Here is a 13,846-nt window from a genome sequence, read left to right as displayed (position 1 = left end):
TCAGCAACACTACACTCGGTTGCCGCCACAATGGCTTGACGCCAGAAATGGCCAGCCTTAGCCTTGGGCGCTAAATTATCGCCGTAATATTCACACTAGGGATCGCCTCATGCTGCGCAAACTCTCACTGGCTCTTGCCGTGTCTTGTGCGACCAATGGAATGGTCTGGGCAGCTGAAGCGCCCTTGTCCGCCAAAACCGATTTGGTCAGCGTCTACCAGGAAGCGGTGAACAACAACGCCGACCTGGCCGCCGCCCGCGCCCAATACGGCGCGCAGAAAGAAGTGGTGCCCCAGGCCCGTGCCGGCTTGCTGCCGAACCTGTCGGCCGGCGCCGACAGCAATAACGTGCGCACCCAGATCGACCAGCCGGCGGCCACCGCCAACCGTGATGCGCACTCCTGGCGCGCAACCTTGAGTCAGCCGCTGTTCCGTGCCGACCGCTGGTTCCAGCTGCAAGCCGCCGAAGCCGTCAACGAGCAGGCCTCGCTGCAGCTCTCGGCCACCGAACAGAACCTGATCCTGCAAAGCGCCGAGAGCTACTTCGCGGTGCTGCGCGCTCAGGACAACCTGGCCTCGACCAAGGCCGAAGAAAACGCCTTCAAGCGCCAGCTCGATCAGTCCAACGAACGCTTTGACGTGGGCCTGTCGGACAAGACCGACGTGCTGCAATCCCAGGCCAGCTACGACACCGCCCGCGCCAACCGCATCGTCGCCCAGCGCCAGGTGGATGACGCCTTCGAAGCGCTGATCACCCTGACCAACCGCGAGTACAACGCCATCCAGGGCATCGTGCACACGCTGCCAGTGCTGCCACCGGCGCCGAATGATGCCAAGGCCTGGGTCGAGACGGCCGGCCGCCAGAACCTCAACCTGCTGGCCAGCAACTACGCGGTCACGGCCGCCGAAGAAACCCTGCGCCAGCGCAAGGCCGGCCACTTGCCGACCCTCGATGCCGTGGCGCAATACGAAAAGGGTGACAACGACGCGCTGGGTTTCAGCAATCCGAATCAACTGCCCATCCCTTACGGCGGTGATGTGTCGCAACGCACCATCGGCCTGCGCCTGAACATCCCGATCTACAGCGGCGGCCTCACCAGCTCGCAAGTGCGCGAATCCTATTCACGCCTCGACCAGAGCGAACAACAACGCGAAGGCCTGCGCCGCCAAGTGGTGGAAAACACCCGCAACCTGCACCGTGCGGTGAACACCGACGTGGAACAGGTGCAAGCACGCCGCCAGTCGATCATCTCCAACCAGAGCGCGGTGGAAGCCACGGAAATCGGGTATCAGGTGGGCACGCGCAACATCGTCGACGTGCTGGACGCACAGCGCCAGCTCTACTCGTCCGTGCGCAACTACAACAACAGCCGCTACGACTACATCCTCGACAACCTGCGCTTGAAGCAGGCGGCGGGCACGCTGAGCCCGGGCGATTTGCAGGACCTGACGCGCTACCTCAAGGCTGACTACAACCCGGACAAGGACTTCCTGCCGCCGGACCTGGCCAAGGCCGCCGCCGAACAGCTCAAGGCTCGCCCCGGCTACTAAGCCCAGCACAAAACCAATGTGGGAGTTGGCTTGCCTGCGATGCAGACACCGCGGTGTATCAGTTACACCCAGGTGATGCTATCGCAGGCAAGCCAGCTCCCACCTTTGGGTCAGCGTTGAATCAGTCTGTCCAACCCATCCAGCAGGCGCTTGAGCGCGCCCTGGTTGGCCTGCATCACTGCCAGCCCCGCCTGCGCCATCTTGCGCGCATCCTGCGGCAGCTCGAACAGCTGCCGCACCGCCTCGGCCAAACCCTCGGCGTCATCCACCTCTCGCAACGCCCCGGCTTCGCGCATCATCGCGCTGATTTCGAGGAAGTTGAACAGGTGCGGCCCCATGATCACAGGCTTGGCCAGCGCTGCCGGCTCCAGCGGGTTATGCCCGCCCGTCGGCACCAGGCTGCCGCCGACAAACGCGCTGTCGGCCAGGGCGTAGAGAAACAGCAACTCGCCCATGGTGTCGCCGAGCAGTACCGACGTTTGCGCGGTCACAGGCTCGCCACTGGAGCGGCGCACCGTGGCAAAGCCTTGTTGCCCGCACAGCTCGAACATCGGGCCGAAGCGCTCCTGATGACGCGGCACCAGAATCAACAATGCATTGGGATAACTTTCGAGCAGCTGGCGATGCGCGGCCAGGACCACGTCGTCTTCGCCTTCGTGCGTGCTGGCGGCGATCCACACCGGGCGCTCGCTGGCGCCCCATTGCTCGCGCAAGGCAGCAGCCCGCACCGTCAGCTCGGGGTCGATGGTCAGGTCGAACTTGATCGAGCCGGTGACTTCGACGGTTTCCGGGCGTGCGCCCAGGCTCAGGAAACGCTGGGCTTCAGTGCGCGTCTGCACCGCGAACAGGCTCATTTGCGCCAGCATCGGCGCCGTCAGCTTGGCAAACCGTGCGTAGCCCTTGGCCGAACGCGCCGACAACCGCGCATTGGCCAGTGCCACTGGAATACCGCGCTGGGCACAGGCGTGAATGTGGTTGGGCCACAACTCGGTCTCCATGATCACGGCGAGTTTAGGTTGCACGCGATCTAGAAAACGCTTGGCCGCGCACGGCAAGTCATACGGCAAGTAGCAATGCTGTACGCGCGGCTCATTGGCGAACAGCGCCTGGATGCGCTCGGAACCGGTGGGCGTCATGCAGGTGACGGTGATCGGCAGCGTCGGATGCCGCGCCATCAGCCCGCGAATCATCGGCGCGGCGGCGATGCTTTCACCTACCGATACCGCATGCACCCAGATCCCGCCCGGCTGCATCACCGGCAGGCCATAGGAAAACCGCTCGCCGACGCGCTTGGCGTAGGCCGGCGCCTTGCGCGCACGCAGCCACAGACGTAAAGCCACCAACGGCAGCGCCAGGTAAAACAGACAGCTATAGAGAGTTCTATTCATGGCGGCGGAGTTTATCGGCTTTTTCAGTCGATCGCCTGCAAGCACTCGGCAAATCGTGCCGCCAGAAAGCGCGCTGCGGGACCGAGGTGCTCGTCACGGCGCCAGACCAGTTCCACCACCAGCGCGGGCGGTGTCCATTCGCTGTCCAGCTCAACCATTTGTTGTTGATAGGTGGGGTACTGCACGATGTGCCGCGGCAGCCAGGCCCAGCCCAGGCCACTCATCAGCCATTCGGCCAGCACGTAGAAACTGTCGGCGCGCCACACCAGCGGGCTGGCGGCTTCACTACCGGGGTAGACGCTGGTCTGGGTGGACATCAGCAATTGGCGAAACTGCGCCAGATGCTGGCAGGTCACGTACGGTTGCTTGGCCAGCGGATGATTCACACCGCACACGGTGACCATTTCCACACTGCCCACCACCCGCCGCTCAAGCGCCTCAGGGATTTGGTCGTGATAAAACAACAGGCCCAGGTCGGCCTTGCGCTCCACCAACTTGCGCGCCACATCGCCTTGAGCAGCGCTGGAAAGCTGCACCTCCAGCTGCGGGTATTGCCCGGCGAGCGCCTCGAGGCTGTCGAGTACCGGCTGGAACAGCATGGCCTCGTCCTGGGCCAGGCGCAGGCAGGCTTCCTCGCCACGCGTCAGTGACAGCGCGCGGCCATTGAGCCGTTCACACTGGCGCAATACCTCACGGGCTTCCTCCAGCAACACACTGCCGGCTTCGGTCAGCCGGGGCTGGCGGCCGCTGCTACGCTCAAACAGGCTCAGCCCCAGGTCCGCTTCCAGCAGCGCGATACCGTTGCTCACCGCCGATTGCGCCTTGCGCTGGTCGCGGGCCACTGCCGAAAACGAACGCTGTTCGGCAACGCTGACAAACAGGCGCATCTGGTCCAGGTTCCACTGCACGCTCATGGCTCAACCCATCTTGAATTCGGATAGGTAATGACTTTATCCCATCTGCCTAAGCGTTAGAATGCTGACCTTATTCAAGCACGTCACACACCGAGGATTACCCCATGAATGCCGCCTACCTCTACCTGGCCATCGCCATTTGCTCGGAAGTGATCGCGACCGTGTCCATGAAAGCCGTCAAAGGCTGGAGCACACCGCTTCCACTGGCGCTGGTCATCGTCGGCTATGGCATTGCGTTCTGGATGTTGACCCTGGTGGTGCGCACCGTGCCGGTGGGCGTGGCGTATGCGGTGTGGGCCGGCATGGGCATCGTGATGGTCAGTGTCGCCGCGCTGTTCATCTATGGGCAAAAGCTCGACCTGCCGGCGATGCTGGGCATGGGCCTGATTGTGCTGGGCGTGGTGGTGATTCAACTGTTCTCGAAAACCGCCGGGCACTGACCGCCACTCAACAGCCTGTATACTGCGCCTCTTGTCTTGAACACTGAGGTCGCCGATGCCATCCGTTATTTCCACCGACGTTCTGATTGTCGGCGCCGGGGTTGCCGGCCTCTGGCTTAACGCGCGCCTGCGCCGCCAGGGGTTTTCCACGGTGTTGGTGGAAAGCGCCACGCTGGGCGGCGGGCAAAGCGTGAAGTCCCAGGGGATCATCCACGGCGGCGCGAAATACGCCCTGCACGGCGCGCTCACCGGCGCGTCCGAAGCGATTGCCGACATGCCGCGCCGCTGGCGCGAGGCGTTGGCGGGTGATGGCGAACTCGATCTGTCCGGCGTGCGCCTGCTGTCCGAGGCCCATTACCTGTGGTCGCCCGGCACACTCGCCGGCAACCTCACCAGCTTCTTCGCCAGCAAGGCCGTGCGTGGCCGGGTCGACCAGGTCAAGGGCGACGAATTGCCGCCGGCCCTGCAGGACCGCCGCTTCAAGGGCAAGGTCTACCGCCTGGCCGAGCTGGTGGTCGACGTGCCAAGCCTGATCGAGCGTCTGGCCCAACTGGCGGGTGACGGTTTGCTCGCCGGCCAGCACATCGAACCGCTGCGCGATGGCGACACCCTGGTGGGTTTGAAGGTTGACGGCCGCGAGATTCGCGCCCAGCGCATCGTGCTGAGTGCCGGTGGCGGCACGGCAGATCTGCTCAGTGCCCTGGGCCTGAGCCAGCCCGCCATGCAAAAGCGCCCGCTGCATATGATCATCGCCAAGGGCCCGGGCTTGAAGCCGCTGTATGCGCACTGCCTGGGCGGCGGCACCAAGCCGCGCCTGACCATCACCACCCACCCGGCCGCCGATGGCAACTGGGTGTGGTACATGGGCGGCGATATCGCCGAGGCCGATGGCGTGGCGCGCACACCTGAAGAACAGATCGCCACCGCGCAAAAAGAGCTGGCGCAATTGCTGCCGTGGATCGACATGAGCCAGACGCAATGGGCGACCTTGCGCGTGGACCGTGCCGAGCCGCTGCAGTCGGGCCTGACCCGCCCCGACAATGCGTTCCTTGCCGAAGAGGGCCGCCTGCTGGTGGGCTGGCCGACCAAACTGGCGCTGGCGCCAGACTTCGCTGACCGCGTGCTCAACGCCCTGCAACGCGACGGCATCCAGCCGAGCGCCAACAACGACGCCCTGCCCGAGCTGCCAAAACCAGCCCTCGGCCAACCTGTCTGGGAGCACCTGTTGCCATGAGCCTGCCCACCCTGCACGACCTGCATCGCCCCTTGGGCAGCACCGGCCTGCTGGTGTCGCCACTGGGCCTGGGCACCGTAAAACTGGGCCGCGACCAAGGGGTGAAATACCCCAACGGCTTCCAGATTCCTGATGATGACGAAGCGCGCATGCTGCTGCGCCAGGCACGCCAGCTGGGTATCAACCTGATCGACACCGCGCCGGCTTACGGCCGCAGCGAAGAACGCCTGGGGCCGCTGTTACGCGGCCAACGCAATGACTGGGTGATTGTCAGCAAGGTCGGTGAAGAGTTTGCCGATGGCGTGTCGCAGCATGATTTCAGTGCGGCCCATACGCGGATGTCGATCGAGCGCAGCTTGAAACGACTTGAAACGGATTTTATCGACCTGGTGCTGGTGCACTCCGATGGCAATGACCTGCATATCCTCAATGATTGTGAGGTGTACCAGACCCTGGCAGAGCTGAAAAAAGAGGGCAAGATTCGCGGTTTCGGCTTCTCAGGCAAAACCGTCGAAGGCGGCGTGAAGGCTCTGGAACAAGGTGATTGCGCAATGGTCACCTACAATCTGAACGAACAGAGCGAGAAAACCGTCATTGATTACGCCGCTGCCCATGGCAAAGGCATCCTGGTGAAAAAAGCCCTGGCCAGCGGCCACGTATGCCTGGAACCTGGAATGGATCCAATTCACGCCAGTTTCATGTTGTTGTTTGCGCAAACGGGCGTTGCCAGTGCTATTGTCGGGACCATTAATCCGCTGCACCTGGCCCATAACGTGGCGACCGCTGCCAAGGTCATTCGTCAACTCTGATGCCGCCGACGCGGCCGACCCCGTCGCAAGAAGGAGCCGACATGCCGCGCACGCTTATTAGAAAAAACCCCAGCAACTTTAAAACACTGCCGCTGCACGTCGAAGCCACCCCCGAAGGCCTGAGTTACCAGAGCGTGGGCATGCCGCTCAACTTCGCCCAGACCCTGCAACGGCGCAAGCCGGTGGAGGTGGCGGACCCCGAGCGTTTCGCCCTGGAACTGGCGAATCTGGGCGTGTCGGTGCGACTGACCCTGCACTGGCAAAACAAGGATTACTGGGTATTGGTACGCCAACGCCGCCAGGACCGTGGCGACGTGGTGCTCAAACTGATCTCGGGCTATGTGCCGGCCCACGAATTGAACCTGCCGCTGCACACCGCCATCCAGGAAATTGCCGAAGAATGCCTACTGGAGACGCCTGAAGGCTGGCTCGGTGGACGCTTCAACGACACCTGGCTGCCGGCGCCCTACTCCACCGCCCTGCATTACCGTGAAGCACTGCCGTTTCGGTTGAGCCCTTTGTCGGGCGCCGCCCGCCCGGTGCGCTGCGCGACCACACAATTGATCGAGCGCCCGCGGGCCTACGTGCACTTGCCGACGGCGTCGCTGCAATTGATTTATGACTTGCGCCTTGAGGTGCCGAAGGAAGCCAAATCCCTCAGCCTGTTTCATGTGGATGAGCGACTTGAAGGCGATCAGCTGGTAGCCCGGCTGGACCGCAAGCGCCCGGACTTGTACCTGATGCCGCTCAAAGATGGCCAGCCTGTAGCAGAGCTGTACACCGTCAAGAAAGACCAGCTGTATCCAGCCAGCACACGCGGTTTATACCTGGCCGAAAGCTTTGCTCAGCAAGACGGCTGGCTGGTACGTGATGAGCGGATTCGCTGGAAGGATTGGCTCAGGCAACAAGGCCTGGCCCAGCCTGAAAAAGAGTCGAAACTGAAGCGATTGACCGGCAAGGCGCGGCAGATGCTGCGCAAGATTGTGCCGAAGAAAAAAGCCAAAGGGTAAAACCGCTCTAATCTGGGCGCTGGCTTGCCCGGCACCCAGATAAAGCGGCTTCCCCCTTTGACGGTGTTCAGCCCGTGAGCAACCGCTCCAGGCCCACCTTCAACGGCGTAGGCTCAGGCAGCGTGAAACTCGCCAACAGCCGCTGGTTATTGGCCCGCGAATGCCGAATATCCCCCGAGCGTGCCGGGCCGTAAGTGATCGTCGGCAACTGACCCACGACTTCTTCCAGCGCCTGCAATACCTGCTTGAGCGTGGTGGTGCGGTTCCAGCCTACGTTGATCGCACCCAGCGGCGCGTCGGGCGCTTCGATGGCCTGTACCAGCACATCGACCAAATCTTCCACGTACATGAAATCGCGGGTTTGCTCGCCATCACCAAACACGCTGATTGGCACACCCTGCTGCACGCGCTCGCTGAAAATACTGATCACCCCGGAATACGGCGAGGACGGATCCTGGCGTGGCCCGAAGATGTTGAAGAAGCGGAAAATCACCGGCTCCAGGCCATGCTGGCGGCGGTAGAAATCGAAGTAATGCTCACCGGCCAATTTGTCCGACGCATAAGGTGTCAGCGGCGCCTTGGTGGTCTCTTCGTCAATCGACGCGCCCTCACCATTGTTGCCGTACACCGCCGCGCTGGAAGCAAACACCACGCGCTTGACCCCGGCCTTGCGCATCGCTTCGCAGACATTCAGGGTACCGACGAAGTTGCTCTGGTGAGTGCTCACCGGGTCATCCACCGACGCCTGCACCGAGGCCACTGCGGCCAGGTGCACCACGGCGCTCACGCCGACGGCGGCTTGCGCCACCAGCTCGGCATTGGCGACATCACCTTCAATCAGCTGCACACGCGGGTTGCCCAACGCCAGGTTGCTGCGCTTGCCGGTGGACAGGTCATCCAGCACCCGCACGGCATAGCCTTTGGCAAGCAACGCATCAACCAGATGCGAACCGATAAAGCCGGCACCGCCGGTGATCAGGACCCACTTATCAGCGTTACTCATTGTTGCGGATCTTCTCGACAATGGCGGTGGTCGAGCTGTTCTCGACCAGGCCCAGCACCTTCACCTTGCCGCCGTAAGCGCCGACGATATCGGCACCCACGACCTGGTCAACGGAGTAGTCGCCGCCCTTGACCAACACATCGGGCTTGACCTGGGCCAGCAAGTTTTCCGGAGTGCCTTCAGAGAAGCTGATCACCCAGTCCACCGCGCCCAGACCGGCCAATACTGCCATGCGCCGATCAACACTGTTGATCGGACGGCCCGGGCCTTTCAAGCGGCTGACCGAAGCGTCGTCATTGACCGCAACGATCAGGCGATCGCCTTGGGCTCGCGCCTGCTCCAGGTAGGTCACGTGACCGGCGTGCAGGATGTCGAAACAGCCATTGGTGAACACAATGCTTTCGTTGTGGGCACGCGCATCGTCAATCGCCAGCAGCAATTGCTCGATGGTCAGCACACCGCGCTCGGAGCCTTCGGAGCGCTGGATAGCCCGGCGCAATTCCGGCGCGCTGATGGCCGCGGTGCCCAGCTTGCCAACCACAATGCCCGCCGCCAGATTGGCCAGGGCCACGGCGTGGGGCAATTCCTCACCGGCTGCAATCGAGGCGGCCAGGGTGGAGATTACGGTGTCGCCGGCGCCGGTAACGTCGAACACTTCACGCGCACGCGCCGGCAAGTGCATCGCCGGGTGGCCCGGACGCAGCAGCGTCATGCCGTGCTCGCCACGGGTCACCAGCAAGGCGCCCAGGTCGAGGTCGGCCATCAACGTGGCGCCCTTGGTCACCAGCTCGTGCTCATCGGCGCAACCGCCGACGATGGCTTCGAACTCGCTGAGGTTGGGCGTGATCAGGCTGGCGCCCCGATAAATCGAGAAGTCCTTGCCCTTGGGATCGGCCAGTACCGGAATGTTGCGGGCCTTGGCGGCCTGGATCAGCATCTGGTGGTTCTTCAGGGCGCCTTTGCCGTAGTCGGACAAGACCAGCACCTTGATGCCTTCAAGCAACGTGTCGACTTGCTCGCTCAGTGCCAGGGCGTCGGTGGCGAAGGGTTCTTCAAAATCAATACGCAGCAATTGCTGGTGACGGCTCATGACCCGCAGCTTGACGGTAGTCGGCTGATGGGCAATGCGCTGGAACAGTGCGCGCACGCCGGCACCGCGCAGGCTGTTGGCCAGGCTGTCGGCGGCTTCGTCGTCGCCGGTCACACCCACCAGGGAGGCCGGGGCGCCGAGAGCGGCAATATTGAGGGCAACGTTGGCAGCGCCACCTGGACGGTCTTCGATTTGCTCGACCTTGACTACCGGTACCGGTGCCTCAGGGGAAATCCGTGAGGTTCCGCCATGCCAGTAACGGTCGAGCATGACATCGCCGACCACCAAGACAGGGGCTTGATCGAATCGCGGCATGGACAACTTCATGGAGCAACCCACATACAAAATGAACAGGGGCGCGATATTAGCACAGGGTTACAGGAGGCTTGTGGAGGGTGTGCACAGAAGATAGTGCGACGGGCCTGCCATTGAATCCACCGAGGAACACATGTGGGAGCGGGCTCGCCCGCGATAGCGGTGAATCAGTCGAAACATTCGGTGACTGATACTCCGCTATCGCGGGCAAGCCCGCTCCCACAAGGTTTTAGGTGATATCGGCCGCGACCGGCGCGTCCAGGCCCATGGCATGCAGGCGGGCGTAATAGCCGTTCTGGGCCAGCAGCTCGGCGTGGGTGCCGCGCTCGACAATCCGACCGTCGTCCATCACCAGGATCAGGTCGGCCTTCTCAATGGTGGAGAGGCGATGCGCAATCACCAACGTCGTGCGGCCCTGCATGACTTTGTCCAGCGCGGCCTGAATGTGCCGCTCGGATTCGGTGTCGAGGGCCGAGGTGGCCTCGTCGAGAATCAACAGCGGCGCGTTCTTGAGCAACGCCCGCGCGATTGCCAGGCGCTGGCGCTGGCCGCCGGACAACAGCACGCCATTTTCGCCAACCTGGGTGTCGAAACCCTTCGGCAACTGGTCGATGAAGTCTTTTGCGTAGGCATCTGCCGCCGCCGCTTCAACGTCCGCGCGTGGTGCACCCGCCAGGTCGCCATAGGCGATGTTGTTGGTGACGGTGTCGCTGAACAAGGTCACGTGCTGGGTGACCTGGGCGATGTGCCGGCGCAGGTTGAGCAGCTTGTAGTCTTCGATCTCTACGCCGTCGAGCAGGATTTCACCGCTCTCGTGGTGGTAGAAACGCGGAATCAGGCTGGCCAGGGTCGACTTGCCGCTGCCGGAACGCCCCACCAGCGCGATCATCTGCCCAGGCTCGGCGGTGAAGCTGATGTCCTTGAGCACGTGGCGTTCGGTGCCTGGGTAGGTGAAGTTCAGGTGACGCACTTCCAGACGGCCGCTGACCTTGTCGCGCTCAACGGTGCCGCGGTCGATTTCCTGCTCTTCGTCCAACTGCTCGAAAATGCTTTCAGCGCCGGCCACACCTTTCTGGATGGTCGAGCTGACTTCCGACAATTGACGGATCGGCTTGGGCAGCAAGCCAGCCAAGGTGATGTAAGCCACCATGTCACCGGCCGATGCGTCACCGCGAAGGTAAAGCACCAGGAACATCAACACCGCCATGGCGGTGTAGATCACCAGTTGCAGCAACGGGGTGTAGATCGCCCCGGTGCGGGTCATGCGCAGTTGCTTGTCGGTGTTGCCCTGGCTGGCCTTGAGGAAACGCTTCTCCTCGTAGACTTCACCGCCGAAGCTGCGCACCACACGGTAGCCCTGGATGGTTTCCGACGCGACGTGAGTCACGTCGCCCATGGCCACCTGGATCTTCTTGCTCTGCTTGCGGAATTTCTTGCTGGCCGTGCTGACCATCACCGCAATCAACGGCAGGATGGCGATCATCACCAGCGTCAGGCGCCAATTCATGAACAGCAGCGAGGCGAACAGGAAGATCACCGTCATGCCTTCGCGGATCACCACCTTGATGGCGTCGGTCGCCGCACCCGTGACCATGGTCACGTTAAAGGTGATGCGCGAAATCAGGTGCCCGGAGTTGTGGTTGTCGAAGTAGCGGTTGGGCAGCGTCAGCAGGTTGTTGAACAACTGCACGCGCAGGTCGTGGACCAGGCCCAGGGAAACCTTGGCCAGCAGGTAGTTGCCCAGGAACGAACCCAGGCCCTGCCAGGCTGCGATCAGAATGATCAACAAGGGCACGGCTTGCAGCAATTGCAGGTCACGCAGGAACGGTACGCTGGGGAACAGCACCGCTTCAGGGTTGGACAAACCGTCGACGAAGTACTTGAGGATGTACCCCAGCATGGGCTGGGTCGACGCGAAAATCAGAAATCCGACAATACTCAACGCGAACAAGCCGGCATAGGGCTTAACGTACATGAGCAGGCGGAAGTATATTTTCAAGCTCGAAGGGCTTGCGCTCGGACTGGAGTCGGTCATATCACGCGGCGTTTTGAAAAAGGAGGCTGACTTTAGCACAGCTTCTCTGTTGTACTTGCACCCGGTATGACCCTCGGCCTGGTTGGATCCAGCCGACGACATTATATAGCCACTACTTTAAGATGGTCGGCTTTCTCTATTCTGGAATGGCTTTTCTGTATGCACTCCAAGCGCCTTATTTATGGCTCAAATCGCGTTTTCGACTTCCTGGTCCTATGGATTTTGCCCATTGGCTTGTTGTTGCTTCTGAGTTCATTGTTCTACGTCACCAACCGCAACGTCATGCACCGTCTCTACTACGGCTTTTTCAGTGTGCCGACCTTGTTCCTGCTGTGCCTGCGCCCGCGGGAAATCAAAGAACTGCTGCGCGAACCTTTGATCATTGCGCTTCTGGCATTTTGCGCCTGGGCGCTGATTACCGTGCTGTGGAGCCCGCAACCCACCGGCGACTCCAACCTGTTCAAGGTGCCGCTGCAAACCTTCATGCTGTTTGCCGGCTGTGGGCTGTTGCTGCACTACCGCAGCGAGCTGTTCAAACCGATTTTTTTCAGCGCCGCCGTGATTGCCCTGGTGGTGTGCCTGTTCAACCTGGTGGCATTCGCCAAAGGCTTCGTGCCCGGCGCGAGCATGCGCATGATCGGCGGCCTGGGTGCTCTCGATAACCCGCTGCTCAGCTCCCATCTGTTCGGCTTTTTCTGCATCTATTGGCTGTATGTCTGCATCACCACCCAGCGCTTGCAGGTGCTGTTGTTCAGCGCGCCTGCGCTGGCGGTCATGACGCTCGCGGTGCTGGCCACCGGCTCTCGCACGCCGCTGGTTGCGCTGACGCTGGCTGCCGTGTGGATAGCGTTTGTCAGCCGCAATCGCCGCTCGGCCCTGATGATTGCGGTCCTGGTGCTTGGCGCTGCAGCGTTGCTGCTGTTTTATCCTGAAGCGATTACCGAGCGTGGCAGTTCATACCGTTTTGAATTGTGGGGCATGACCCTGCAGCGTATCGCCGACCATCCGCTGATCGGCCACAGCTACGACTCCGAACTGTCCTTGATCGTGGACGGTTACGAACTGATGGAGCCGCACAGCTTTGCCCTCGGCGTGCTCTATTACGTCGGCATCATCGGCTTTATCCCGTGGATCTTCATGCTTGGCTGGGGCCTGTACAAAGGTTTCAAAGAGCGCGCACAACCGCTGTTTCTGCTGACGTCCGCCCTGCTGGCCTACGGCATCGGCGCCGGTCTGACCGAAGGCGGCGGGATCCTGTCGCGCCCCAAGGAGCATTGGTTCCTGCTGTGGATTCCGCTGGCGCTGATCGCCGGCCTGAGTATCGCCAAGCGCCGTCACAGCCTGCTGAGCATGCGTGTGCAAACGCCCGCACCGCTGGCGTTCGACGCCCTGCGTAAGGGCGCTGCCGTCATCGAGGAAGATGGTCTTGGGCCCAAGGTCCTGCGTCTTGAGGATGGCAGCTTCCTCAAGCTGTTCAGGGCGCGCCGCTGGTACACCTCCGGGGGCTTCAATCCGTATTCGGAACGCTTTGCCAGCAACAGCGAACACCTGCAGCAACTGGGTATCGCGTCACCGCGGATTCTCGATGTGTATAGCTTGCGCGATGGCAGCAGTGCCGTGCGCTATCAGCCACTCCCCGGCCTGACCCTGCGCCAGGCGCTGCAAAGCCTGGACAGCAGCCTGCGAGAATCGCTGATCGAACGCTTTGGCAGGTTCATGGCCCAGTTGCATGAACGCGGCGTGTACTTCCGCTCGCTGCACTTGGGCAACGTTCTGCTGATGGATGATGGTGAGTTCGGCCTGATCGACGTGGCCGACATGCGCCTTTATCCCTCGCCGCTGCGCAACACGCTGCGCCAGCGCAACGTGAAGCATATGCAACGCTACTCGCAGGACCGCAACTGGTTGTTCGAAGCGCACTTTGAACAGTTGGCCAGTGGCTATGCGCTGGTTGCGTCGCCGCAAGCCACGGTCAAAATCCGTGAGCACGTGCTGACCCTGGCACGCCCCGCCGCTTGAAGCACGCCAAGTGCGCCCCGGCGAGGGGCGCACACAGGGT

Annotated in this window: 11 protein-coding genes; 6 read left to right on the top strand and 5 right to left on the bottom strand. The window is 62.1% G+C overall.

Annotation, left to right across the window (positions count from 1 at the left end):
* The first annotated feature begins 109 nt into the window (after window positions 1-109).
* Window positions 110-1,549 carry a TolC family outer membrane protein gene (locus FPT15_RS08880; RefSeq protein ID WP_145160113.1) on the top strand — a complete coding sequence of 480 codons (1,440 nt, stop codon included), beginning with the start codon at window positions 110-112 and terminating at the stop codon, window positions 1,547-1,549.
* Between the two features lie 110 nt (window positions 1,550-1,659).
* On the opposite strand, the gene waaA is transcribed toward FPT15_RS08880, so the two are convergent.
* Window positions 1,660-2,937, bottom strand: a complete 1,278-nt coding sequence (gene waaA, locus FPT15_RS08875) for a lipid IV(A) 3-deoxy-D-manno-octulosonic acid transferase (RefSeq protein ID WP_145160111.1) — start codon at window positions 2,935-2,937, stop codon at window positions 1,660-1,662.
* Window positions 2,938-2,960: 23 nt separating this feature from the next.
* Entirely contained in the window at window positions 2,961-3,851 is an 891-nt protein-coding gene (locus tag FPT15_RS08870) for a LysR family transcriptional regulator (protein ID WP_106577598.1), read from the bottom strand.
* Between the two features lie 104 nt (window positions 3,852-3,955).
* Between FPT15_RS08870 and FPT15_RS08865 the strand changes: the two genes are divergently transcribed.
* The 4 genes from FPT15_RS08865 to FPT15_RS08850 are packed head-to-tail and all read left to right on the top strand — an operon-like array spanning window position 3,956 to window position 7,344.
* Complete coding sequence (locus FPT15_RS08865; RefSeq protein ID WP_106577597.1) at window positions 3,956-4,291, top strand: multidrug efflux SMR transporter; 336 nt, start codon at window positions 3,956-3,958, stop codon at window positions 4,289-4,291.
* A gap of 55 nt (window positions 4,292-4,346) precedes the next feature.
* Window positions 4,347-5,525: an FAD-binding oxidoreductase gene (locus tag FPT15_RS08860; protein WP_145160109.1), complete on the top strand. Its 1,179-nt coding sequence runs from the start codon at window positions 4,347-4,349 to the stop codon at window positions 5,523-5,525.
* Complete coding sequence (locus tag FPT15_RS08855) at window positions 5,522-6,334, top strand: aldo/keto reductase (RefSeq protein WP_145160107.1); 813 nt, start codon at window positions 5,522-5,524, stop codon at window positions 6,332-6,334. Before FPT15_RS08860 ends, FPT15_RS08855 begins: the two co-directional genes overlap by 4 nt.
* A gap of 41 nt (window positions 6,335-6,375) precedes the next feature.
* Window positions 6,376-7,344 (top strand): metal ABC transporter ATPase, encoded by a 969-nt coding sequence (locus FPT15_RS08850; protein WP_106577594.1) that lies wholly within the window; start codon window positions 6,376-6,378, stop codon window positions 7,342-7,344.
* A gap of 67 nt (window positions 7,345-7,411) precedes the next feature.
* Here the strand turns inward: FPT15_RS08850 and FPT15_RS08845 are convergent, their stop codons facing one another.
* The 3 genes from FPT15_RS08845 to msbA form a co-directional block, all read right to left on the bottom strand.
* Window positions 7,412-8,347, bottom strand: coding sequence for an NAD-dependent epimerase/dehydratase family protein (locus FPT15_RS08845; RefSeq protein ID WP_145160105.1), 936 nt, complete (start codon window positions 8,345-8,347; stop codon window positions 7,412-7,414).
* Window positions 8,340-9,764 (bottom strand): bifunctional D-glycero-beta-D-manno-heptose-7-phosphate kinase/D-glycero-beta-D-manno-heptose 1-phosphate adenylyltransferase HldE, encoded by a 1,425-nt coding sequence (gene hldE / locus FPT15_RS08840; RefSeq protein WP_145160103.1) that lies wholly within the window; start codon window positions 9,762-9,764, stop codon window positions 8,340-8,342. Before hldE ends, FPT15_RS08845 begins: the two co-directional genes overlap by 8 nt.
* 217 nt (window positions 9,765-9,981) lie before the next feature.
* Entirely contained in the window at window positions 9,982-11,787 is a 1,806-nt protein-coding gene (msbA, locus tag FPT15_RS08835; protein ID WP_145160101.1) for a lipid A export permease/ATP-binding protein MsbA, read from the bottom strand.
* Between the two features lie 159 nt (window positions 11,788-11,946).
* Between msbA and FPT15_RS08830 the strand changes: the two genes are divergently transcribed.
* Entirely contained in the window at window positions 11,947-13,806 is a 1,860-nt protein-coding gene (locus FPT15_RS08830; RefSeq protein ID WP_145160099.1) for a bifunctional O-antigen ligase/aminoglycoside phosphotransferase family protein, read from the top strand.
* Window positions 13,807-13,846 lie beyond the last annotated feature (40 nt).

Origin of the sequence: Pseudomonas sp. RGB, assembly GCF_007713445.1 — a bacterium.
Classification (GTDB): domain Bacteria; phylum Pseudomonadota; class Gammaproteobacteria; order Pseudomonadales; family Pseudomonadaceae; genus Aquipseudomonas.
The sequence above is the reverse complement of the archived record's forward strand: the minus strand, read 5'-3'. Positions and strand labels throughout refer to the sequence as shown.